This window comes from Corynebacterium sp. MSK041, assembly GCF_030232265.1.
Classification (GTDB): domain Bacteria; phylum Actinomycetota; class Actinomycetes; order Mycobacteriales; family Mycobacteriaceae; genus Corynebacterium.
The window spans coordinates 1-23,869 of the sequence record NZ_JASPJK010000015.1; the positions used below are offsets into that span (position 1 = coordinate 1).

The window sequence follows — 23,869 nt, forward strand, 5'->3', positions numbered from 1 at the left end:
GACCACCAACGAAGAAGAAACAGCTGCCTAACCATGAGGTAGCTCCACTACGTGTCCACCATTTGCGGGCAACCCCATGTTCGCGTCGCCTTCGAATGGGTTTTCCTTGTCAGTGATGTGCTGCGTGTAACCGTGCATCGTCACGGTGTACTCGTCACAGGACCCATCAGATTTCTCCAGATCCGTCATCCGGTAATCGGCGATACTCGTGTCCTGCGCGATAAGCGTGAAGCTATCGATGTCTAGGTCCGCCATCGTGAAGTTATCCACAGTCATCCTGTCAGCGTGGTGTGCGCGCGCGGGGTCGATGACGGTCTCCGCGCATTCAGCCGGTTCAACTTGCACGTTGTCTACTGCGTTTTCGGCTTCTGCATCCCGAGACACTTGTATGAATTCTTCGATTTGGTCCGGCGTGCGAACGATGACGGGTTGGCCTTTGTAGGTGATTCCGTCGACAAGCGTGCGGTAGTCAATGTCCTTGGGAGCTTCGGAAGTCGCGGTGCCATCTTGGCTCTCTGCTGCAGGTGGTGCTACCTGGTTAGCGTTTTCATTCGCCCCACACCCAGCCACGGCCATGAGGCCGACTGCGGCAAGCGCGACACCGAGTGCTTTGATTGTGCGTGGTCCTGTCATGGTCATGCGCCCCAGCATAAGTGCGGATGGTGCAGCACGCTGGCCAAGCGGGAGAATCCAATTTCTAGGGAATTCCAAAAACTGCGGTTTCCCGTGTCTAAGCTATCCGCATGACTGGATACGTGGTTCCCACCAAAAAGGTTCGGGTAGCGGACTTGAAGCAGAGGAAGGCTGATGGGGAAAAGTGGGCGATGGTCACTGCCTACGACTTTTCGACGGCGCGCGTGTTCGCGGAGGCGGGCATCGAATGCATGCTCGTGGGAGATTCCGCGGCGAATGTCGTGTTTGGCTACGAGACGACGAATCAGGTGTCCGTCGATGAAATGACCTACCTCGCCGCCGCCGTTGTTCGTGGCGCGGGTAATGCGCTAGTGATTGTTGATCTGCCGTTTGGGAGCTACGAGGCTTCCGACGAGCAATGCGTACGCAGCGCCACCGAGATGATTCACCGTAGTGGGGCGCACATGGTCAAGCTCGAAGGTGGATTGCGCATCGCCCCGCGGATCAAGGCCCTGAAGGATGCGGGCCTGGCGGTATGCGCGCACGTGGGCTTCACACCGCAGTCGGTGGATAACCTCAGTGGCTTCAAAGTGCAGGGCCGCGATGACACCGCTGACCAGCTCCGCGCCGATATGGAGGCCGTGGTCAACGCCGGCGCGGACATGGTCGTCTTTGAGATGGTCCCTGCTCCCCTCGCCGCAGAACTCACGGCAAGCAGCCCGGTGCCCACCGTCGGGATCGGCGCCGGCCCAGACACCGACGCACAGGTGCTGGTCTGGCACGATCTGGCGGACTTCCCCGCCGGTGATCACCGTGCCCGCTTTGTGCGCAAGTTCGGTGCCGTGGGCGAGGCTCTGGGCCTGGCAGCCAGCGGCTACAAGCGCGCTGTGCAGGAAGGAGCATTCCCCGCGGAGGAGCACTCCTTCTAGGCACCACCCCATAAAAGGTTTAAGGGCCTGATTCCGACGCTTTGTCGGAGTCAGGCCCTTACCCATCAGGGGTTACTGGTTCCTACGGGTTCCCCTCTTCGCGGCTGCCAGGGACAGCGCGAGTGCGAGACCGCCGAGGAGCAGCGTGCCGATCAGCCACGGCTTGTCACCCGACATTGGCAGTGGCAGCGGAATCGGTAGGCGGTAGGCATGCGCCGGGTCCTCATCCTTGACCTCAATGTCACGGTAGTAACCAACCGCAGTCGCGTCATCGCGGTGCATGGTGTTGGTCTCGGGTGCCTTGACAGTCAAGGTCACCGTTGCCTTAGCACCCGGGGCCAGAACAATCTGGCCATTCATAGCCTTGCTCTCGGTCCCATCGGCTTCTGTCACCACGAACTCGGCGTTCTTCAACGCGTCATCGATGTACTGCTGATTGTCATCCGCATCCTCGATCTTGTCAGTGACAGTGACCTTCTCCAGCTTCGATTTACCGGTGTTCTCCACAACAAACTTCACGTCCATCGTGTCTGTTCCCGGCTGAATCCATGGAGCAGTGAGCGGAGTGTTCGCATCCTGGTCATTGATGTACTTGGTCAGATCAATCTCTGGCTCAGGAGCCTCATTCGCGAAGACGAAGGTGTGAGCTGAATCTTCCTTGGTCACCTCAAACACAGCCGGCGCCTCATCGAGAATGTAGCCATCCGGCGCCTTCGTCTCACGGACGATGTAGGTGCCTGTGTCCAACTTGTCGAAGACTGCGACACCAGCGGACTTCGTCGTGTTTTCGGTCCTCGGCTTACCCAGCGGGCGGTAGCGCACACCGTCGACGACGATGTCGTTCTCCTCCTCGCTGCCGTCGGTGACCTTCTCCACACGCTGGGCGGTGAATTCAGCCTTCTCATCCAGCAAGGCTTGCCCAGTTGCTGCATCGGTCTTGGACACCACGATCCGACCAGTGACGCGAGTGTTCGGCGCGTACACGACGAAACGTCCGTCAACTGACCCCTGCTCAGCAATCTTCGCTTCCGGGGTAAACGTCACTGGGTAAGCAGGAGCTGAATACCCCTCAGGAACCTTGGTTTCAACAGCAACGTACGTCTTCGTTGGATCGATGTCGACCGTGACTGCGGCCTTACCGTCATCACCGGTAGTCACCTCCTGAACCAGCGGACCTTCGGCGTTACCCTCGCGGATCTCGAAAGTCGCACCTGGGAGGCACTTCACCACATTCCACTGGCCAGCAGAGCGTTCAACCACTGATCCCGGATTCTTCTTCTGAAGCTCCGTTGCGGCTGCCTCACTTGGCAGTGCGCGGGCGATGAACTCGACCTTGGCAATGACAGGGTTCATACGCTTGTTCACCGCAGTGAAAGTGAACGTGCGTGCAACGAAACGATCCGTAACAAACTCTCGGGAAATGAACTTCCCCTGGTACCCGTTAGGTGCCTTCGTTTCGACGACGCGGAAGCGGCCAGATTCACCGATGGTAAACGCTGCGACACCATCTGCATCGGAGACAACAGGATCACCAAATGGCTTCCACTCTTCACCGTCGAGGTGCTGCAACTGGAACTCAGCCCCGGCAAGAGCCTTGCCGTCCTGGTCCTTCTTCTCCACAGTCACCTTGGACTCCTGACCCTTCTGCTTATTCGGGACGAACAAAGCAGATTGGACGGGGAACGGCTCGCCATCGGCCGAGAGCAACTCCCCACGCGGCCCAACCGAGAACTCCATGGGGAAGTTAGCCAGCGCCTCATACTTCTGCGGCGCCTGAGTTTCCTCAAGTCGGTATACAACACCAGGCTTCAAACCCTTGATCCGCGTAGGCGCATCAGCGTTTGCATTCGGGGAAATCGTGGCCACTACGTCGTTGTTCTCGTCGTAAAGCTTGAACGTCGAACCGTTCAGTCGCTCGCCGTCGAGAGCCTGGAAACTACCAAACGGGCGTGGACCATCCTTACCAACAAGCCTGTCATCAAGCACACCGAGCTTAACCAATGCAACAGATGCAGTCTTATTCACAATTGCGTGGTCAACGTCTCCCACCTTGTCACCAAGCTTCGTGGTCTTCTTACCCTCGACCTTGATGTCCTTGATGGGATCAATCGGTTCAAGCGAACCAATTGGCTGAGTTTCAGTCAACGTGTAATTGTCTCCCGGCAGCACTGCGGCGAAGACAACGTTGCCGTTGTCACCAGCAGTCGCTGTATACGTCACGGGTTCCTTCGTGCCCGTCGGTATTCCTGTCAAGGTGAATTGAGTTCCCTTCAAGGGCTTGCCCTCGATATCAATCTTGGTGAACTCAACCTTCCCGTACACAGGAGCCGGAGGTTCTGGAGTGTTACTCACCCTGCCCAAGTCAATGACAGCAGGCGTATTGGCGTATGCCTCATTCAACATAGCCTCATCGATGGTGTGAGCCTTCGGGTTCAATACGAAGCCCTTCGGCGCTTGGGTTTCAACCACGGTGAAGCCTGGTTGGACAAGCACATTTTCAAACTTGATCTTCCCATCAGGCCCAGAGACCGCCGTCGAGATCGTTCTGTCTTGCTCATCCTTGAGAGCGAACGTCGCACCTTCAAGTGGAGCATCAGAATTATCCGTCTTCACAAACTCGATAGAAACAGGCTTTGCCTTCAGCTCGTTCCGAACACGGTTGCCTTCGAGCAGGGTCCTTTGCTCATTATCCCGGTAGAAGAAGGTGTTCTGTGCAAACTTGCCCAGAATCTCCCTCGGCGGGTTACCAAACTGGTCCAGATTCTCTGCATTGGCGTTCATCGGAACAATGAACTCGACCTGGCTACGAGAATCAAGGGTGTATCCCTGTTTCTGAGTGATGCGGATAGCCTTCGTATCAACGGTTGGCGTTGGCATCCATTCAAGGGCATCCAGTGCCGGTTGTGCGGTCTCCCTTTCACCCGGGTACACCGGCCATTCTGGGCCGTTGTAGTACTCCACCGTGAAGCCTTCTGGTGCTTGCACAGGGCGTGACGGGTCAAAGGTGTTGGCAAAATCCGACATACGTGGACTCGGGATACCTTGGTCTCCAACGTGCGGGAACACATCATAAGCAACGATTTCAGAGCGCGGACGGTCCGTACCGTTAATCAGACGCAAACGGTAATCCAGCTTTGCGCCCGGGGCCGTAATCTCGGATGAAGTCCACGGGCCAGGCGTACCGTCTTCCTTGTACGAACGGATGAATTTACGCTGCTCCATGGCCTTCGCCGGCTCATACCGTGTCCAAACCGAGGCCTTGGTCCACTTCTTATCACCCAAACGTGGGTCCGTTAGTTCCCCAACCAACCTGGTTCCAGTGGCGTTAACAAACACTTCATTATCAATGCGCTTGTACTCACCATTGGTTGCTTGGTTTGTAGCGACATCGATCAGACCAACAGCGAAGTAGTTACCTCCAAGCACCTGCTGCGGAGTTGCAGAGGACGCAGTGAAGATCACGGCCGTCTGACCGGAGTTACGGTAATTTTCTACGACTTCATAGCGAGCGCCAGGGAGCTGTGAGAAACGGGATCCCATAGAGACACTCGTGATGTCAACACCGACGGGCAGAAGATCCACAACTTCAATATTGGTGATCGTCTCGCCGAAACCTTCATGCGGCTTGAATCCGACTGTGTAGCTCAAGGAGTCACCGGTAATCAGTTGATCAACTTTCTTGCCGTCCGCGTTATAGGACCTGAAGGACTTATACGCTTCAATTTCCTGCTGCATGGCTCGAACGGACTTCTGTGCTTTCACAGACTTCAAAGGAACACCATCAATTTCAATACCAGCATGGTTGAGGAAGATGGGGTTCTTCACTGAGCCATTGACAAACAGCGGCTTTTCCGGATTCTTCAAACGCGTAGTGATGTCAATTGTGCCGTACGTGCCCTCCTTCATCGGGTTTTTCACCTCGATAAGAAGTTCCACACCATCAAGCACTTGTGCCTTGCTAAAGGTCACCTTGCGCTCGTTGACATCCGTAACCTCAACAGTTTGAAGGTCATTACCACGTGAATCAAGCACTCGTACTGTGACATCACCAAGGTTGACAGGAACAGTCACAGAGTCATAGAACATGCGTGAATCAAGATCGTGGTCCCGAATCAAAACATTGTTGTAATCCTTCACTGCACGGTATGACACAACCCACGGGAACGTACCTGCGCGCTCATGAGCATTGTCATAGAAGTAGTTTCCACCACTATTTCCGTGGTTTCCTGCAGCGAACTTCACGAAGGGATCACCCGGTGGGGGCGTATAACGAGCGAAGTGGTTCGTGCGTCCGCTATTCGTCACCATAACCGGCTCAGTCTCAGACTGGTCAGTGGGTGTCAGAACCACGGTCGGATTCAGCGTAAAGCTCTCGCCTTCTACGGCACCTGGGAATCCCAAAACCAAATTCTTGAGAATTCTCCCGTCAGTGCCGTTGTTATCACCAACGTAGGTGACGGAAAGCCCATCCTCCGACAGCTTCCAACCCGGGTTAGCTTCCGGATCAAAGGTTGCAATACCTGTGGGGCCTGTCTTCTTGAACGTCTCGGACTTTTCATGAACCTTGTACTCCGGCAAGGGAACGGTCATCTCGTATTTGGAGACGTTTCGTTCCAATTTATCAACAGAAATGCCGTACTTCAGCGTGTTCTTGATCAGTCGGCCCGGCTCATCGTCTGCGACAAAACGGTCGCCTTCCTCATTGTCATTATCAGAGGGAACAAGTTTCTGGTCATAATTCGAAATGACGCCGTCTTCATAATTGCCTTCAACGGACACCCGTTGACGGGGAGGAGTGTAGATCCCGCGGAAGGATTCCGTGTTGGACTTAGCAATAACCTGATTGCCGTTGGTGTCCTTAGGGTCAGTCACCAACGTGGCTGTGATTGGAAACTTCGTATTCGAAGGCGTAACCAGTTTATTGAACTTGGCCCTGAACGGGATGTCTAGGGACTGTCCCGGAATCAGTTCCGGAAGAACGAAAGAGAATACTCCCGGTTTCCGAATAATCGAATTCTTGTCGATATTGAACGTATTCGCGGCAACCTCGAACTCTTCGTGGTTGTATACCTTCGGATCGAATTTCAGTTCAATGCGCGGATTCTTCAGCTCCGGAGAGTCGAACCCTGTGTATTCGATGTGCACGCTGCCGGTCATGTCGGCCCCGATCGGATAGGCAGACCCATTGTTGAGGTTAAGCGCCAAGTGCGTGGTCTTCTCGTAGTCAGATGTGTCAATCTTCTTGTAGACCACATTGATGGTTTGGTCGCGCTCAACACCGAGCACTTCGTCTACCTTCGGCGTTTCGTAACCGAAGAAAGCCGGCGGGGTGTAGGTGAAGGGTTGGTTCTGTGTACCAATAACCGTGACTGGCTCAGCAAGCGTGGCACCAGATTCATCCACAAAATTAAGAGTGACCTTGACGGGGTTAATAATCACACCCTCCGGGACCTTCAGCCCCTGCGGAGTCACGCTGTCAGTGGTGAATAGGTAAATCGGCGTTTTAAGCCCAGATTCCTTGATGTCATTGAGGAACTTTTGGGTTAATTGCTCAGGTTTGACATCGAACGACAATCCGCTTGGCAGTGGGATATTGTCATAAAACGCAAGCCTCCCAATGCTCTTCAACCCATCTGGCCACTTATTCGGAACATCCGCGATCTTGTTCAATCGAAATGCACCAGGCCCAATAGTCTCCAAAGACTCTGGCCATTCCTCGGGGAGAGCAGTCAGCTGGTTCACGTAGAACGCAGCATTGTCAATGACCTTCAAGGATGACGGCCACTTTTCTGGGAGAGAAGATAGCTGGTTCTGGGAAAACGCGTTTTTACCAATACTCGTCAAAGATTGCGGCCATTCTTCTGGCAGCGAGGTGATCTTATTGTTCTGAAAAGCTTGGTCCCCAATCACAGACAGATTCTCAGGCCACGTCTGCGACACAGACGTGAGCTGATTATCGGCGAAAACACCGTAGCTAATAGTCGTCAGCTTCTCAGGCCAGTGATCTGGCAATGATGTGATTTTATTGCTGCGAAAAGCTTCAACGCCGATGTGCTCTAGGGTCGCTGGCCATTTCTCCGGAAGTGACGCGATCTGATTGTCCCGGAATGCATGACTATCGATTGTTTCAAGCTTCACTGGCCACTCTTCAGGCAGCGAAGTGAGTCTGTTGTACTGGAAAGCGTTATACCCGATGCGAGTCAGCTGATCATTCCAACGATCTGGAAGCGAGGTCAGCTGATTTTTATAAAAGGCAGCCTGACCAATGAGCTTTAGAGCCTCAGGCCACTCTTCAGGCAGCGAAGTGAGTCTGTTATTAGCAAATGCGCCTCCGCCGATTTCCTCCAAAGACTTAGGCCACTTCTTTGGCAATTCCTGGATGCTGTTTTGAGCAAAGGCACCATCAGCCCTGCCACGGTTCAAGGAACCAGAACCCTCAATCTTTTTGAGAGATTCAGGCCACTCCTCCGGCAGTGACGTGAGCTTGTTCTTCAAGAAGGCATTGTCCTCAATAACTTCCAGCGTGTCCGGCCATTTCTTAGGCAGCGACTTGATCTGGTTCTCACGGAAGGCACCATTGCCTATGGCCTCCAAATCATCCGGCCAGCTCTCAATCGAGGTGAGCTTGTTGTTCGCGAATGCGTTCCTCTCGATTCTCTTCAAGGAATTCGGCCACTTGCTCGGAAGAATGTCAATCTGGTTGCGCGCGAACGCATCTGACCCAATACGGGACAAGCCTTCGGGCCATTTCTCAGGAAGAGCCGTGAGCTTGTTGTTTTGGAATGCTTCATAGCCTATGGACTCCAGGCCGCGAGGCCACTCTTCTGGGAGGGAGGGCAGCTGGTTGCTTCGAAATGCCTTTGGTGCAATGCGTGACAACTTCTCAGGCCACTCATCGGGCAGAGAGGTCAGCTTGCTGTTTTCAAACGCTGAAGTACCAATCTCCTGGATATTTCCCCAGCTAGACAGCTTGGTAGCCGAGGTTCCCTTAAAAGCGTTTTCGGAAATCTTAGTCACGGGTTTGCCGGACAAGTCCACCGGTGGCAACCACAGATCAGTCTTACCGGCAGCCAGTTTGTCCTTACCCGATTGGCTGAAACCAGTGACTTCCCCACTGTCGTTGAAGGTGAAGTCCTTGATCTGCCAGCCACCGCCGAATTCCCAGTCGGCCCATTTCACGCCGACGGCAACGTCGACGGTTTCCACGCGCTCATTGCCATCCTTGTCCTGGACGGTGTAGACGGCCTGGTAGACGCCTGGCGTGTTGACGTTGACACCGGAAGCATCGACGGTGATCTTGTCGGTTAGGTCATTGCCGTCTTTGTCCTTGGCGGTGACACCACGCAGCATGCGTTCCTTGGTTGCTTCCTCACCGTTTTCCAGGGAGATGCCACCTTCAGGGAAAGTAATCACTGGGCGGTTGTCAACATACTTGTACTTCGCCTCGACGACGAACCCGTCCTTGTCGGGAGTGAACGTCAGTGTGGGCTCTAAAGCTTCATGGTTAGGAATCTTGCGCGGGGTGAGCGTGGCTTCAACACCCTTCTCAAAAGCACGGGTGCCATCACTCAAGTCTTTGCCCAGTGTTTCCTCCGGGAAGATGGTCTTTCCGTCCTCATCCACGTAACGAACAATCACGCTGACGGGGTTGACCACTTGACCGGTGGAGTCATCATCATAGGCCTTAGTCACAATGCCGCGGGCTTCGTCCGAACCGTTATCGGATTTCAGCTCAATCCAGCCCTTGTTCTTATCAAAGACCTTGTCGCCGAGGTTTGTCTGGTCGCCGACAGTGGCCGAACGGACGTCGTTAAGCGCGAAAGCCTCATTCCCAACCGTGCCGACCTTTGTGAGGTCCAGCTCACCTGAAAGTCGGTTGTTCAAAAACGCGCGTTCTTCCAGATCAACCTGTGTGCCGGTTGCCGGCTGGAAGTCCACACCAGTCAAGCGGTTATCGCGGAAGGCGTCCTTCTTGACGGTCTCCGTGCCTTTCAGCGTGACCTTGGTGAGCTTGTTCTGGGCGAAGGCGTTCTCCCCCACTTCCTTCGCGGGAACAGTGAGCTGACCTTCAAGGTCATTGCCCTGGAACGCGCCGTCGCCGATCGACTCAAGCTCGAGATCATCCGCGAAGCTGACCTTGGTCAGATCCTTATCGCGGAACGCGCCGTCATCAATACCGACGACTGGCTTGCCGTCGAGGTTCTTCGGGATCTCAAGCTCACCATTCGTCGCAGTCTTACCCTGCGCTAAGCCAACGATAACCACGCCGCCAGTAGCTGCCGGCGCAACCTTGAACACGGTGCCCTCAACGTCATACGGGTCACCTGCCAGCTCCGCACCGAAGGCAACCATGCTATCAGCAATGTCGATGGCGCCCGGGAGGACCACCTCTTCGTCCGGGTCCACAGGCTTATCGACGTCAGTTGGGCCCGACTCGTCCACCGTGCTCTCAACCACGCCCGTGGTGGTCCCGGAATTATCTTCCGGTACTGCATACGCAGGTGAGATAACACCTGTGGCCGCAACGACTCCGACTGCGACTGTCGCCGCTGCTTTACGCACAGCGCTTGTGATCTTCATGTCTTATCCTTTATTGGAAATTGTTGAGTCTGGGGTGGAGGACGATTTGCGGCGACGCGCCGCTGAGGCAAGAACCCACGTCATTGCCAGAATGAAAACTGCAAAGATGACGGCGACCACTGTCATCCACGTCTGCCACGGCCCCACCGAGTTAGTCACATCAGTGATGTCACCCGGATACGGCTCAGCATCGAGTGGAATGCGGTGAGCTTCGACGATCAACCTGTTGAAGTTAAGTCCATACGGTGTACAGGTAATAAGGAACAACCTGTCTTCATCGCTAGCCCCTACCGGCGGAATCGCGTCAAGCGTGTCTGGCGGAACCACAACGGAATCCACCATGCGGTAACGCATCGTCTCGCCGAGGGTAGTAACGAAGATGTCTTGCCCTTTTTTCAAGTTGATGAGGTTGTCAAACATCGTTGCCGTAGCCATACCGGTATGCGCGGTAATAGCTGTGTTTGTCCCTGGTCCACCGACGGGAAGCGTCGTGCCAAACAAGTGGCCCGCTCCGCGGTTGAGCGACATTGGTCCGGAACCCCTGTACACCGGGAGGCGGACACCAATATCGGGGATGATGATTTGGCTCATCGTGTCTGTTGACAACAGGTGCGGCCTACCCACGTCGAGGTAGCGCTCGTACTCACCAGTGGGTTGCAAGTCCTGTTTCTCTGGGATGCCCGGCACCACAGGGTTGGAACGAAGCGAATCGTTGTAAGCACGCATCTCCGCGAGGAGGTCGTCCTTATAGTCATCATCGAGCGCCTCGATCTCAGCCGACATTTCATCGGCCACCCGAGAGGCGGCTGCGTTGTTGTGCAACGTGGACACAACCGGGTACGCAACCGCAGCAACGCCGATAAAGAACAGGATCGCAGCAACAGCAAGGGAGGAAGATGCAGACGCAAATCTGCTCTTCTCCTTCTGCTTCTCAGCAACCGGTGCTGTTGCAATAACCACGCGATCCTGTCCTTTACCTAATGCGTTCTCTTATGCGTCCTTGTTGCGACGGGTTGCGTTGTATGCAACACCGAGTGCTGCCAACAGTGCTGCTGCACCGCCAGCGATGAGCCACCAGCGGCCCCACTCACCAGTAGCCGGCAGCTTGAACGTGCCCGGGGTGGACGGGACGTTCGAAATGGTGCTTGCCAGAGTCTGCTCCGGGGTCTTCTGGTTGATCGGAACCAGGACCGGCTTCGGCAGAAGCTCGTAACCCTCCGGCGCCTTAGTCTCAACGAGGCAGTAGTCGAAGAGGTCGTCCTGCGACTTGCCATCGAACCAGTCCTCGAGCTGGATACCGGTGATGCTGAACTTGCCCTCAGCGTCGGTGGTCCACTCCTTCTTACCGTCGACAGTCAGCGGCTCAGCCTTCTTGTCGAGCAGCTTGCCTTCGCCACCAGCGGTGTTGTTGTTCTCACACTTGTGCAGCACGAACGTTGCGCCTTCCAGCTTGGCGTTGGCATCGCGGGAGCTGACCTTGGTGACTTCAAGCTTGCCGTACTTGGAAACAACTTCAGTCTCCGGCGTCGGGGTCTCCGGCGGGGTGTTCGGGTCATCCGGGTTCTTCGGACGATCCCAGTTCGGTTCAGCCACATTCGGCGGAATGAGGAAGCCCTTGTTCACCACATCGCCCGGAGCCAAACCAGCTGCCAACTTGCCCTCGACGGTTGCAACAACCTTCACCGAATCAGACTTGCGGGCCTCACCCTCAAGTTTGTCCAGGCCAGTGCGGGTCAGGGAGATGGAGAAAGCCTTCTTACCGGCCTCCTTCGCGTAATCCACTGGCTCAGACACCTGGAAGTCATCAGCTGCGAGCTCAATCGTCTCCGAACCGTTGACGATGGAAGCCTTAACACTCTTGGTATCCGGGGTCCACTTCTCCGGATCGTAGATATCCACGAGGGAGTAGCCGTCGAAGTACTTCTCGCCCTCCTTGTGGTTGGACGGAATCGGAGGCACGGTGCCGTCAAGGGTGTAGGCGATCGTGTCCTGGGCGTGCTTGCCCTGGTCCTTGACTTCCTTGTTTGCCTTCTGCTCCTGGTTCTTCGGGTAGACGTGAACATTCTTATTCCACGCCTTGCCGTCCTCAGTGGTGAACGGAAGAGCGGTGATGAACGGAGCAGCTGGAGAGTAGGTACCCGGCTTCACATCAGATGCACCAAGGTTCTCCTTGACCACGTACACGCCGATCTCACCTTCAAACTCAGCGAGGCCGCCGTTAGCGGTCTTCACGGAAGCAACCTTCTCGGCCTTACCGTCAGTGATCAGCTTGTTCGGGTCAGAACCGGCCAGCTTGTCGTACTCTTTCCAGCCCTGAACGGTGGAGAGATCGATGCCCTTGACCTTGTAGATGTCAAAGGTAATGCCATCCAGTGGGTCACCAGCGACGTTATCCTGAACAACGCCGTACGGGTTGGTGCCGGAGAAATTACCCTTGAGCTTGTGAATGGTCAGCTTGGCCTTGTCGCCCTTGTTCAGCTGGTTCACCAGCGACTCGTTGACCTCAGCGCCTATGCCCTCGGTGTTACCCGGCTGCTGAGTGGTGGCGTCGCCATCCTCAGCGAAGGCGACGGGAGCCATGCTGAAGCTAGCAAAGGCCACCATGCCGGACGCGATGATCGCAAGGCCCTTACGGGGGAGAGAATTTGATGCTGTCATTGCATCTCCTTTGAGTAAATGTTCGATTTTCACTGGTCCCACCCGCAGAAATGAACGCATCAAGGAAGCATGAGTGGCCTTCAGCAGAACGCTGAAGGCACAAACTCCAAGATCACAGGGGCCAGTAAGCTGCACTTGGGGGCAACTGTCTAAATCTTAGCAGTTCCCTGGCAATAACACGAGTCTGGAGTAATCACAGATCCCCCCCCCCCGCGTACGTGTCGCAGAATGGCGGGCACCGATAGGCAAACTAGGACGTAATGGTGATGACCACGTTGTCGATAAGGCGGGTCTCCCCCACCTTCGCAGCAACGAGCAGGCGAGCAGGACCGCGGTAATCTTCCGGGAGTTCAGAGAGGTCCGGAGTGGTGACGGTGAGGTAGTCGAGTTGGATGTTGGGGGTGGCGTCGAGAAGCAAACGAGCTTCCTCGTACGAACCGGTAGCCAGCGCGCGGGACAACACGAGGGCGGTGTCGTGCTCTTCAGAGCTCAAGTAGCGGTTGCGGGAAGAGAGCGCTAAGCCACTGTTCTCGCGGATGATCGGGCAGCCATGCACGCGCACGGGCAGGTGTAGGTCCTCCACCATCTGCCGGATGAGCGCGAGCTGCTGGTAATCCTTCTCCCCGAAAAAGGCGTCGGTGGCGCCGGTGAGGCAGAACAGTTTGGCCACCACAGTGAGCACGCCCGCGAAGTGGGTGGGGCGAGTCTTGCCCTCCAGAACGGACCCCAAAGGCCCAGGGTGGATCGTGGTGCGGGGACCGTGGGGGTACATCGTGGATACGCTCGGCGCAAAGACGGCGTCCACGCCTTCGGCCTCGAGTTTGGCCATATCCTCGTCGAGGGTGCGCGGGTAGGCATCCAGGTCCTCACCCGGCGCGAACTGGAGCGGGTTGACAAAGATGCTCACCACGACCGGATTGCCCAACTTCTTAGCCTCACGTACGAGCGAAATGTGCCCACTGTGCAGGGCACCCATGGTGGGCACAAGGGAAACGCCGGGAACGTCAATAAGTGCTTCTTTAAGCTCCTGCGGAGTCCGAGTCAGGCGAGTCATGCGGCTCAGCGTAGCGCTTGAGTGCGTCGAGGTGCCCCTCGAGGGCCTGCTCCCCCGCGCGCGTGAGCGTGACCCACACGGTGTCCTTCGCGCGGCTGGACCCGTACTCGCGGAAACGGGTGATATAGCCGTGCTCCTCGAGGACCGAGAGCTGTTTCGACAGCGTGGCATCGGAGAGCTCCGTGACCTCCCGCAGCCGCGCGAAGCGCATCTCGCGCCGCACCTTGCCCTCCGTCGCCCCGGCAGCGCGCAGGGCTGCGCAGATCTTCAGGCGGTTCAGTGGATGAATAACCGGGTCGATCAATGGTATTTCCTCCACGTCAGGCCGTAGCCCGCGATCATCGCAGCGGTGGCAAGAATTCCCACAGTGACCCCCACGGCCAGATTGCCGTCCGGGTAGCGGTCCGCGAAAACCTGCATCCCGATATACGCGATCGTATACAGCACCATGGACGTGAGGAAGCGCTTCCAGCTCCATGTCCCCTCATCGGGCTGCACGTCCTGCTTCATCGCCGCGCGGACTGCCTTCTTACCGCTGAACTCGAGCACCATCATGAGTACCAGCGACCCGATCAGCGCGAGTAGCCCCCACACTTGCCCAGCCAGCATGAGGCCAATGCCCAGGCCGACCGCAACACCGACAGCCACGATCATCGTCCACGGGATCGGAGTGTGTGCGGCGCGTGCCTCCACATCACGGACCGCCTCGAGTGAGTCGCGTACCGCGCTCACATCCATCTGCTTACTTTCCATGACGGAAAGCATAGCGCTTATCGACGCCCCCCGCCACCCTCTACATCGTGTTCACAATCAGGCCGATGTGGGTGTAGAAGTTCATCGCACCGAACAGCAGCCAGATCGTGCCCGAGATGATCCACAGCCACTCGATGGTCTTGAACAGCCCGGAGATAGTGCCCTCGTCCGTGCCACGAACCGCGAACGGAAGCAGCACTGCACCAAGTCCAACCATGGTAAACAGCACGCCAATGAAGCTGGCCTCCATCATCGGCCAGTCGGCGAAGGCGCCGGAGATCGGCTCCTCAGCCGGGGCGGCAAACAGCGTGTACACAACGCCGGCGAGCGCGATGCCAAACAGGGCAAGGCCCAGTCCGGCAATGAAGATCGTGGCCGGTCGCAGTGTCTTCATTGCGCTGTGGAAGCTCGTTTCAGAGCCGGCAGCATAGTACTCACGCTTGTTCCACAGGAAGAAAGCAGCAGCCCCCAGCAGCACACTGAAACCTAGCGACGTTTCACCAAAGACAATGTTGTCAAAGGCGAAGTCCGGCGCCAGCGGCCACGTCAGCGTCATGTGCAGGCCAGTCGGGAAAAGGATGAGCGCGAGCGCACCGAAGGTCAGCGCGTAGCCCTCTACCCCCTCGAGCTTCCCGTTGCGGAAGTCGCGGAAGAAGAGCGCAACGGCAATGAGGCCAGCACCCACCGCCACGGCCATGATCGTGTTGTATGTCGGCATATTGTCCCAGTCGATGAGGCCCGGAGTCTGTTCACCAGTGAAAAAAGTCTTCATACCCGCACCGTAGCCCTTGCGGCCAATGAGGTCAATGGTGCTATTGTTACTGTTGTGAATAACTCTTTTGCCTCCTCCAAGGGATCCGCTCCCCTTTCCCGACGCTCTTTCCTCGGCAACGCCACTCTGGCCACCGCCCTTGGTGCCGCTGGCCTCGTCGGGGTTTCCCACCTCCCTAATGCAATCGCGCAAGGTCGCCCCATCGGCACCGTGCTCGACTACTCCGCTGGTGTCCCCTCCGCCCGCTCCGTGAAGGCCGCCGGTCACATGGGTGCCGTGCGCTACGTCTCCCAGCGCCGCCCCGGTGCGTCTTGGATGCTGGGCAAGCCCGTTGCGCTTAAGGAAACCCAGGCCTTCGCCGCTAACGGCCTGTTCACCGCGTCGGTCTACCAGTTCGGCCGCGCTGAAACCGCTGACTGGCTCGCCGGTGCCGCCGGCGCTGCTGTCCACGCCCCGCAGGCCATTAACCTGCACCGCGCAGCAGGCGGCCCGAACGGCAAGCCGATCTACGTAGCTATCGACGACAACCCCACCCGCGCCCAGTACGACAACCAGATCCGCCCGTACCTGCGTGCCTTCCAGGAGCGTCTCACCGCAGCCGGTCTGCGCACCGGCGTGTACGGCAACTGGAACGTCATCCAGTGGTGCGTCCAAGACGGCATCGGCTCCTACTACTGGCAGCACGACTGGGGTTCCGGCGGAAAGCTGCACCCGCGCGCCAACATTCACCAGAAGGCGAAATGGCAGGTCACCATCGACGGTGTGCTTTGCGACGTCAACAACGTCTACACCTCCGACTGGGGCCAGTGGCAAGCCGGCGGCCGCGTCGTCGCCCCTCCTCCCGCCTCGACTCCGGGCCAGCCAGCTGCCCCCGCAGCACCGGCACCCGGTTTCCGCCTGCCGGAGAACTCCTCCCTGCCGAACTTCTCCAACCCCTCGCCTGAGGCCCTGTCCTCTGAGGCGCAGCGCTTCGTGTCCAACATCAACGGGCAGGACATCCAGAACGCCGTGAACTTCGCACGGCAATTCATCCGCTAGGGCACCTTAGGGCACGGTCCTAGCCGGCCCACTGGCTTGAGCCGAACAAACCCCGAACTTTAGAACCCGAACCTCGGCCCTAAAACGCCAGAGTTCAGGTTCTAAGGTTCGGGGTTTAGTTCGCCGCACCTCCCAGCAAGCACAAAGGAGGCCACCCGCCAGGGTGGCCTCCTTACTTCGTGCGGAGTGCGTGGCCGAAGCCGCAGCCTCCCGCTTGGTGGCCTTAGTGGTCCACTGGCGCTTCCACACCAACACCGGTAAGGGAGCGGACTTCCATCTCGGACTGCAGTTCGTCCAGGTTGTCAGGCTTGCCCACGAAGGTGGCAATGATGCCAGCCAGGAACGCAGCCGGGATGGACACGAGGCCCGGGCTGGTCAGCGGGAAGATAGCCCAGTCAGCGTTCGGGAACATAGCCGTTTCGCTGCCAGAGACTGCTGGGGACAGGAAGATGAGAACCAGTGCTACGACAAGGCCCGTGTACATGGAGGCCACGGCACCAGCGGTGTTGAAGCGCTTCCAGTAGAGGGAGAACAGGATCGTCGGCAGGTTCGCGGATGCCGCGATAGCGAAGGCCAGGGACACCAGGAAGGCGACGTTTTGGCGCATTGCCAGGATACCCAGGACGATGGCCAGGATACCGATGACAACCACGGTGACGCGGGAGACGCGGACCTGCTCTTCTTCGGTCGCCTGACCGTCGCGAAGCACAGCGTTGTAGATGTCGTGCGCGATGGATGCGGAGGCGGTAATAGCCAGGCCAGCCACCACGGCGAGCACTGTTGCGAAGGCCACGGCGGACACGATGGCCATGAAGACCGAACCACCGATTTCCAGAGCCAGCAGCGGTGCGGCGGCATTCGCCTTACCCGGTGCAGCGTTGATGGTGTCTGGGCCAACGAGGCCAGCAGCAGCGTAGCCAAGCACCAGGGTCATCAGGTAGAACGCACCGATGAGGACGATTGCCCAGGTCACGGACTTACGGGCTTCCGTCGCCGTAGGCACGGTGTAGAAGCGCATGAGAACGTGTGGCAGGCCAGCAGTACCCAGAACCAGGGACAGACCGAGGGAGATGAAGTCGAGCTGCTTGATGGTCGAGCCACCGTACTTCAGGCCCGGCTGGAGGATCTCAGATGCCTCGTAGCCAGCCTTCTGAATGTGCTCGGAGCCGGCGTGCATCTCGATGGCCTTGTCGAAGAGTGCGTTCATGCCGCCCTTGACCGCGATGAAGCAGAGGATGGTCATGATCGCCACAGCACCGACGAGCAGGACCGCCTTGATCATCTGCACGTAGGTGGTGCCCTTCATACCGCCGATGAGAACGTAGGCAATCATGATCACGCCGACAATCGCAACACAGATCGCCTGAGCGCTGAAGGTGTGCAGGTCCAGGAGGACGGACACCAGGGAGCCAGCACCAGCCATCTGAGCGATGAGGTAGAACAGCGACACGAACAGGGTGCCAAAGGCAGCTGCCACGCGCACCGGCTTTTGGCGCAGGCGGAAGGACAGCACGTCAGCCATGGTGAAGCGGCCAACGTTACGCAGTGGCTCCGCCACGAGCAGGAGGGCCACCAGCCATGCGACGAAGAAGCCGATGGAGTACAGGAAGCCGTCGTAACCGCTCAGCGCAATAGCGCCGACGATGCCCAGAAAGGATGCCGCAGACAGGTAGTCGCCGGCAATGGCCAGACCGTTCTGGGTACCGGAGAACTGGGCGCCACCGGTGTAGAAGTCAGATGCCTCGGAGGTGGACTTACCCACCTTGGTCACAATCGCCATTGTGACAATGATGAATGCGGCGAAGACAGCAATGTTCAGAATCGGGTTGCCGGTTGCCGCAGCTTCAGCCTCCGCAAGGAGGAATACGTCGGGGTTCATGGTTTAGCCCTCCATCTCTTCGCGGATCGCCGCAGCACGCGGCTCGATGTTCTTGTTCGCGTACACCACGTAGGCCCAGGTGATCACGAATGTGGTGATGAACTGGGCGATGCCCAGCCAGAGGCCTACGTTCATGCCCAGGAATGGCTTTGCCATGACCTCCGGCCAGAATGTCGCGTAAACGACATAGAAGATGTACCAGAGGAAGAACGCAACGGACACCGGGAAGGTGAACTTGCGGTAGGCGCTCCGTAGTTCCTGGAACTGCGGGCTAGCCTGCATTTCCACGAATTCCTGGGGCGTCGGTTCCCGACGCTGCTTTACAGCGGGCGAGCCTTCAGCCATGGCTACTCCTTTCGGAAGAATGAATCGGATGTGAAAAAAGTAACTCACAACACACAACCGTGAGACAGTTTTGCCGATTAAATTAAATTAATTTCCAAAAGCTACCCCCGCAGGCTAGCCCCGCAGAGCAATGCTTATCTGCACCCCAAGCCCTCTCACCCAGGGAAAATGCGCGGATCATTCGACTGGCGCCCACCGGGGATGGTGTCCAGGAGATCCAAAGATTCGCGGTCAAGCGCGATGCTGGCGGCTGCGAAATTTTCCTCCAGGCGCTGCGCACTCGAGGTTTTCGGGATAACAGAGATCCCTCGCGACACGTGGTAGGCCAAGGCAATCTGTGCCGGCGTTGCGCCGTAAGCGGCGGCAACCTGTGTGATCTGCGGGCTGTCGAGGATCTCTCCCCTTCCCAGTGGCGCCCATGCCTCCGTGAGAATGCTGTGGCGGGCGTGATAGTCCCGCAGTTCCGGCTGTGTGAAGCCGGCGTGAAGTTCTACCTGGTTCACTGCGGGCGCGACCCCCGTCACCGCAATGAGTTCATCCAGGGTTTCTTCGTAAAAGTTCGCTACTCCCACCGACCGGATACGTCCGGCTTCTCGCTGCTCCAGCAGCGCTTCATATGCGGCGACGAAAGTGCCGTTTTGAGGCCACGGCCAGTGGACCATGAACAGATCCACGTAGTCGAGCTCCAGGCGACGAAGCGATTCGTTGAAGGCTTCCGTGGCGCGCGGCTGATCGTCATTCCACAGTTTGGAGGTAATAAACAGATCCTCCCGCGCCACATCCCCCGCAGCAATCGCCTCGCGGACAGCGCGCCCCACCTCTACCTCATTGCTATATAGAAAGGCAGTGTCGAAGTGGCGGTAACCGCATTCGATGGCCCGGCGGATGGTGTTCACCGTCTCCGGGCCGGTGAGCTTGTAGGTCCCCAATCCGACCAGGGGTATCTCGCGCCCGTCGTTAAGCCGTGCGTGTGGGATGTCACTGGGAGAAGGGGTACCAATCATTGTTCTAGTTCGCCTCAAGCAGGTCGATGACAAAGACGAGGGTGCGGCCGGACAACGGGTGGCCGCCACCGGCAGGACCGTAGGCCATTTCCGGCGGGATGGTCAGTGAGCGGCGCCCGCCCACCTTCATGCCAGGGATGCCTTGCTGCCAGCCTTCAATGAGGCCGGTCAGGGGGAACTCAGCGGCTTCGCCACGGTCCCAGGAGCTGTCAAACTCCTCGCCGGTCCGGTAGTCCACGCCCACGTAGTGGACTTTGACCATGCCGCCAGCCTTGGCTTCGTCGCCGTCACCGACAACGATGTCCTCGATTACTAGGTCGGCCGGTGCCGGATCCTGAGGTACGTCAATAGTGGGCTTATCCATGAAAGATTTCTCCTTGGTTTGGGTATCCCGCTTGTAAAAACGCGAAACCGCCGAAACGGTCAGCCCCTGATTATACGGGGCGAACCGCTTGCGGCGGATTCGTGGTGTACAGCACTCTAGCGCTGATCGCGCGGAATGAACTCACGCTGCGTTGCGCCGGTGTAGATCTGGCGCGGGCGGTTGATCTTGGAGTTCATTGCCAGCTGCTCGCGGTAGTGAGCGATCCAGCCCGGCAGGCGGCCGATGGCGAAGAGGACGGTGAAGAAGTCCGTCGGGAAGCCCATAGCGCGGTAGATCAGGCCGGTGTAGAAGTCGACGTTCGGGTACAGCTTGCGCTCGATGAAGTAATCGTCCTTGAGGGCGATCTCCTCGAGCTCCATAGCCAGGTCGAGCAGGCTGTCGCCGCCGAGGTGGTTGAGAACCTCGTGTGCGGACTCCTTGACGATGGCGGCGCGCGGGTCGTAGTTCTTGTACACGCGGTGGCCGAAGCCCATCAGGCGGACGCCCTTCTCCTTGTTCTTCACGCGGTTCATGAAGTCGGAGGCGTCGCCGCCGTTGTTCTCCTGGATGTCCTCGAGCATCTCCAGAACAGCCTGGTTAGCGCCACCGTGCAGCGGGCCAGCCAATGCGTTGATGCCGCCGGCGATGGACACGAACATGTTCGCCTGAGCGGAACCGATCATGCGGACGGTGGAGGTGGAGCAGTTCTGCTCGTGGTCAGCGTGCAGGATGAGCAGCTTGTCCAGAGCGTCCACGACAACCGGATCAACCTCGTACGGCTCGGTCGGGTAACCGAACATCATGCGCAGGAAGTTCTCGCGCGGGCTCAGAGCGTTGTTCGGGTACATGTACGGCTTACCCTGGGATGCGCGGTAAGCGTATGCCGCCAGCATGGGCACCTTTGCCATGAGGCGAACGGTTGCCTTGTCCAGCTGCTCCTCATCCAGCGGGTTGAGCTGGTCCTGGTAGTAAGCGGACAGAATGTTGACGGAGGAGGCCAGCACAGCCATCGGGTGTGCGTCACGCGGGAAGACGTTGAAGGCAGCCTTGAAGTCCTCATCCAGCAGAGTGTGGTGGCGGATGTTGCTGGAGAAGGTCTCTAGCTCATCCTCAGTCGGCAGCTCACCGTTGATCAGCAGGTAGGACACCTCGTTGAACGTGGCGTTGTTAGCCAGGTCAGCGATGTCGTAGCCGCGGTAGCGCAGGATGCCTGCGTCACCGTCGATGTAGGTGATCTTGGACTCGGTGGAACCCGTGGACACATAGCCCGGGTCGAAGGTGACCAGGCCGGTCTGGCCGAGGAGGTTGCCCAGCACGAAGCCGTCATTGCCCTCGGAGGCACGGATGAGATCCATCTCATACTCGCCGCCGGGGTAGTTGAGTACTACCTTGTCGTTGTTCTCAGAAGCCACAATGAACCTTTCAAAGAGTCGTTGAGCGACGCCTGCGGCTAGTTTCCGCAGGTGAAATAACCTACGGGCTAAGCACGGAGCCAAGCGCCAGAATTGGCATGAATTCACTCTATCAGGACCACGCCCTCAAGATGTGACGGTAGCGACAAAAACTACGCTTCCCCCGTTACACCACATTTACCCCCGCGAGCTAGAGTTGGTGCCACAACGATGCCAGTTTGAAGCCTGAAAGAAGGGTCCCCGCATGTCCGATTACCCAGCTCTTCCGCAAGAATTTTCCCCTCATGACGGCCGCTTTGGCTGCGGCCCCTCCAAAGTCCGCCCAGCCCAGCTGGACGCCATCACTAACGGTGCGCACATTATTGGCACCTCCCACCGCCAGCCAGCGGTGAAGAATGTCGTCGGTGACGTTCGCGAGGGTCTTGCAGAGCTGTTCTCCCTCCCCGAGGGCTACGAGATTGTTCTGTCCCTCGGTGGCGCCACCGCTTTCTGGGATGCAGCGACCTTCGGCCTGATTGAGAAGAAGTCTGCTCACCTGTCTTTCGGTGAGTTCTCCTCCAAGTTCGCTAAGGCTTCCAAGCAGGCACCGTGGCTGGATGAGCCGCAGGTGGCTGAGGCTGAGCCGGGCAGTGCTCCCTCCCCTTCCGCATTGGATGGAACGGACGCTGATGTGGTGGCCTGGGCGCACAATGAGACCTCCACGGGTGCGATGGTTCCGGTCACCCGCCCGAATACGGATGCGCTCGTGCTTATCGACGCGACGTCGGGCGCCGGCGGTCTACCCGTCGATATGCGAAATGCGGATGCGTACTACTTCTCCCCGCAGAAGTGCTTCGCGTCGGACGGTGGCCTGTGGTTCGCGGCGATGAGCCCGGCTGCGATTGAACGCATTGCCAAGATCAAGGAGTCCGGCCGTTTCATTCCGGCTTTCCTGGATCTGCAGACTGCGGTGGACAATTCCCGCAAGAACCAGACCTACAACACCCCAGCTGTGGCAACGCTGCTCATGCTGGCGGACCAGGTCAAGTGGATGAATGAGAACGGTGGTCTGGACGGCATGGTTGCCCGCACCAAGGCAAACTCGGATGCCCTCTACTCCTGGGCGGAGGCCAATGAGCACGCAACGCCGTTCGTTGCGGAGGCTGACAAGCGCTCCTACGTTGTGGGCACGATCGACTTTGATGATTCCATCGATGCCGCTGAGCTGGCTAAGGCCCTGCGCGCTAACCGCATTCTCGACGTTGAGCCGTACCGCAAGCTGGGCCGCAACCAGCTGCGCATCGGTATGTTCCCGGCGATTGACACCGAGGACGTGGTCAAGCTCACCCAGGCTATTGACTTCATGCTGTCCCAGGGCGTCGGCGCGAAGTAAAGGGTGAAACCCCGCACCGCCGCAACCAAATAGAGCTCGCGCTTCAGTTAAGCTGTCTCCTTGAATGACACTGGTGTAAGGAGACAGCGATGCGCGAGCTCTTTGTTGTTGCGGACGAATCGACCGACTCTCTGTGGGTACTGCGTGACCTCGATGGAGAGAAGTTCTGCATTCCACGCGAGGACCTCATCCCGTCGGCCGCACCAACCCTCACCGCCGTCGACGATGACGATGAGGAGCTTGAGGTTGTTGAGGCAGAGCTTGTCGACGCAGCCGAGGACACCGAACCAGGCGAGCCAAACCTGACGCTCTGCACACCGGATGAACCCGAAGCAGAACCCTCTCCCGCGGAACGCACCCCCGCGGAGCCCGACCCACTGTTTGCCACTCCCTTGTCGCTGCGCCCGAAGGAGATTCAGGCACGAATCCGCGCTGGCGCAAGCACGGAGGAACTGGCTGAGGAGATGGGCGTGGCCATCAGTCGCGTGGAGCCGTATGCCCACCCGGTGTTGCTGGAGCGCACCCAGGTCACCGAGGCCGCGAAGCAGTCTCACCCGGTCCGCGCGGATGGCGCTGCACCGGATACCCTCTTTGAAATTCTCGCGTTGAGTTTCTCTTCCCGCGGCCATGCGTTGTCCGAGGCCACGTGGGATGCTGTCCGCGAGCCCGGAGAGCCGTGGGTGGTCCGTTTGACCTGGCAGGCTGGCCTGCAGGAGCACAGCGCGGAGTGGTCTTTCCACCGCACGATGGGCGCTGCCCCCACTACGGAACCGCGTGATGCGGTTGCAGCGGATCTCATCGATCCGTCCTTTGCACAGCCAGTACGTTCCCTGTCCGCTGTGGCTACGGATTATGAGCAGGAACCACCTGCTGCCCCTACACAAGAGGCCTCTCCTGCTCCCTCTGCTGCCTCGGCTCAGCAGGGCCAGCAGCCTGATCTGTTCGCGGAAGGCGACGCGCTGCACATTCCGGAGGAGCATGAGCAGCCGAAGAAGCGTCGCCGCAAGGCTGTCACCCCGCACTGGGAGGACGTACTCCTTGGCGTACGTACGAACACGAAACGGCCGAAGAAGTAG

17 protein-coding genes are annotated in these 23,869 nt (G+C 58.1%); 4 read left to right on the plus strand and 13 right to left on the minus strand.

All coding sequences use genetic code 11. From position 1 onward, the window contains the following. Positions 1–27: 27 nt before the first annotated feature. Positions 28–639 (minus strand): hypothetical protein, encoded by a 612-nt coding sequence (locus QP968_RS09920; RefSeq protein ID WP_284856249.1) that lies wholly within the window; start codon positions 637–639, stop codon positions 28–30. Positions 640–743: 104 nt separating this feature from the next. On the opposite strand from QP968_RS09920, the gene panB reads away from it, so the two are divergent. Beyond that, on the plus strand, positions 744–1,562 hold the full coding sequence (gene panB / locus QP968_RS09925; protein WP_284856250.1) for a 3-methyl-2-oxobutanoate hydroxymethyltransferase: 819 nt from the start codon (positions 744–746) through the stop codon (positions 1,560–1,562). Positions 1,563–1,634: 72 nt separating this feature from the next. Here panB and QP968_RS09930 read toward each other — a convergent pair whose 3' ends face one another. The 7 genes from QP968_RS09930 to QP968_RS09960 form a co-directional block, all read right to left on the minus strand. Then, positions 1,635–10,142: a SpaA isopeptide-forming pilin-related protein gene (locus QP968_RS09930; protein ID WP_284856251.1), complete on the minus strand. Its 8,508-nt coding sequence runs from the start codon at positions 10,140–10,142 to the stop codon at positions 1,635–1,637. A 3-nt stretch (positions 10,143–10,145) separates the two neighbouring features. Next, positions 10,146–11,102: a class C sortase gene (locus QP968_RS09935; RefSeq protein ID WP_284856253.1), complete on the minus strand. Its 957-nt coding sequence runs from the start codon at positions 11,100–11,102 to the stop codon at positions 10,146–10,148. A gap of 30 nt (positions 11,103–11,132) precedes the next feature. After that, positions 11,133–12,800: a SpaH/EbpB family LPXTG-anchored major pilin gene (locus QP968_RS09940; RefSeq protein ID WP_284856254.1), complete on the minus strand. Its 1,668-nt coding sequence runs from the start codon at positions 12,798–12,800 to the stop codon at positions 11,133–11,135. A gap of 250 nt (positions 12,801–13,050) precedes the next feature. After that, complete coding sequence (panC, locus tag QP968_RS09945; protein ID WP_284856255.1) at positions 13,051–13,854, minus strand: pantoate--beta-alanine ligase; 804 nt, start codon at positions 13,852–13,854, stop codon at positions 13,051–13,053. Further along, a complete protein-coding gene (locus QP968_RS09950; RefSeq protein WP_502870938.1) occupies positions 13,820–14,173 on the minus strand; it encodes a transcriptional regulator in 354 nt (117 codons plus the stop codon). The genes panC and QP968_RS09950 overlap by 35 nt, the downstream gene beginning before the upstream one ends. Then, positions 14,155–14,607, minus strand: coding sequence for a hypothetical protein (locus QP968_RS09955; protein ID WP_284856256.1), 453 nt, complete (start codon positions 14,605–14,607; stop codon positions 14,155–14,157). Before QP968_RS09955 ends, QP968_RS09950 begins: the two co-directional genes overlap by 19 nt. Before the next feature lie 40 nt (positions 14,608–14,647). Further along, positions 14,648–15,379 carry a DUF981 family protein gene (locus QP968_RS09960; RefSeq protein WP_284856258.1) on the minus strand — a complete coding sequence of 244 codons (732 nt, stop codon included), beginning with the start codon at positions 15,377–15,379 and terminating at the stop codon, positions 14,648–14,650. Positions 15,380–15,433: 54 nt separating this feature from the next. Here QP968_RS09960 and QP968_RS09965 point away from each other — a divergent pair, with 54 nt between their 5' ends. Continuing rightward, a complete protein-coding gene (locus tag QP968_RS09965) occupies positions 15,434–16,417 on the plus strand; it encodes a DUF1906 domain-containing protein (protein WP_284856259.1) in 984 nt (327 codons plus the stop codon). A 223-nt stretch (positions 16,418–16,640) separates the two neighbouring features. Here QP968_RS09965 and QP968_RS09970 read toward each other — a convergent pair whose 3' ends face one another. From QP968_RS09970 to QP968_RS09990, 5 genes are all read right to left on the minus strand, one after another. Further along, positions 16,641–18,296, minus strand: a complete 1,656-nt coding sequence (locus QP968_RS09970; RefSeq protein WP_284856260.1) for a monocarboxylic acid transporter — start codon at positions 18,294–18,296, stop codon at positions 16,641–16,643. A 3-nt stretch (positions 18,297–18,299) separates the two neighbouring features. After that, the gene (locus QP968_RS09975; protein ID WP_284856261.1) at positions 18,300–18,641 is read right to left on the minus strand and encodes a DUF485 domain-containing protein; all 342 of its coding nucleotides are present in this window, start codon (positions 18,639–18,641) and stop codon (positions 18,300–18,302) included. A gap of 155 nt (positions 18,642–18,796) precedes the next feature. Then, a complete protein-coding gene (locus QP968_RS09980; RefSeq protein ID WP_284856262.1) occupies positions 18,797–19,645 on the minus strand; it encodes an aldo/keto reductase in 849 nt (282 codons plus the stop codon). Positions 19,646–19,649: 4 nt separating this feature from the next. Continuing rightward, a complete protein-coding gene (locus tag QP968_RS09985) occupies positions 19,650–20,009 on the minus strand; it encodes an FKBP-type peptidyl-prolyl cis-trans isomerase (protein ID WP_284856263.1) in 360 nt (119 codons plus the stop codon). Between the two features lie 116 nt (positions 20,010–20,125). Next, on the minus strand, positions 20,126–21,421 hold the full coding sequence (locus tag QP968_RS09990) for a citrate synthase (protein WP_284856264.1): 1,296 nt from the start codon (positions 21,419–21,421) through the stop codon (positions 20,126–20,128). Between the two features lie 244 nt (positions 21,422–21,665). Between QP968_RS09990 and serC the strand changes: the two genes are divergently transcribed. After that, positions 21,666–22,793 carry a phosphoserine transaminase gene (gene serC / locus QP968_RS09995; protein WP_284856266.1) on the plus strand — a complete coding sequence of 376 codons (1,128 nt, stop codon included), beginning with the start codon at positions 21,666–21,668 and terminating at the stop codon, positions 22,791–22,793. 89 nt (positions 22,794–22,882) lie between these two features. Then, positions 22,883–23,869, plus strand: coding sequence for a septation protein SepH (gene sepH, locus QP968_RS10000; RefSeq protein ID WP_284856267.1), 987 nt, complete (start codon positions 22,883–22,885; stop codon positions 23,867–23,869).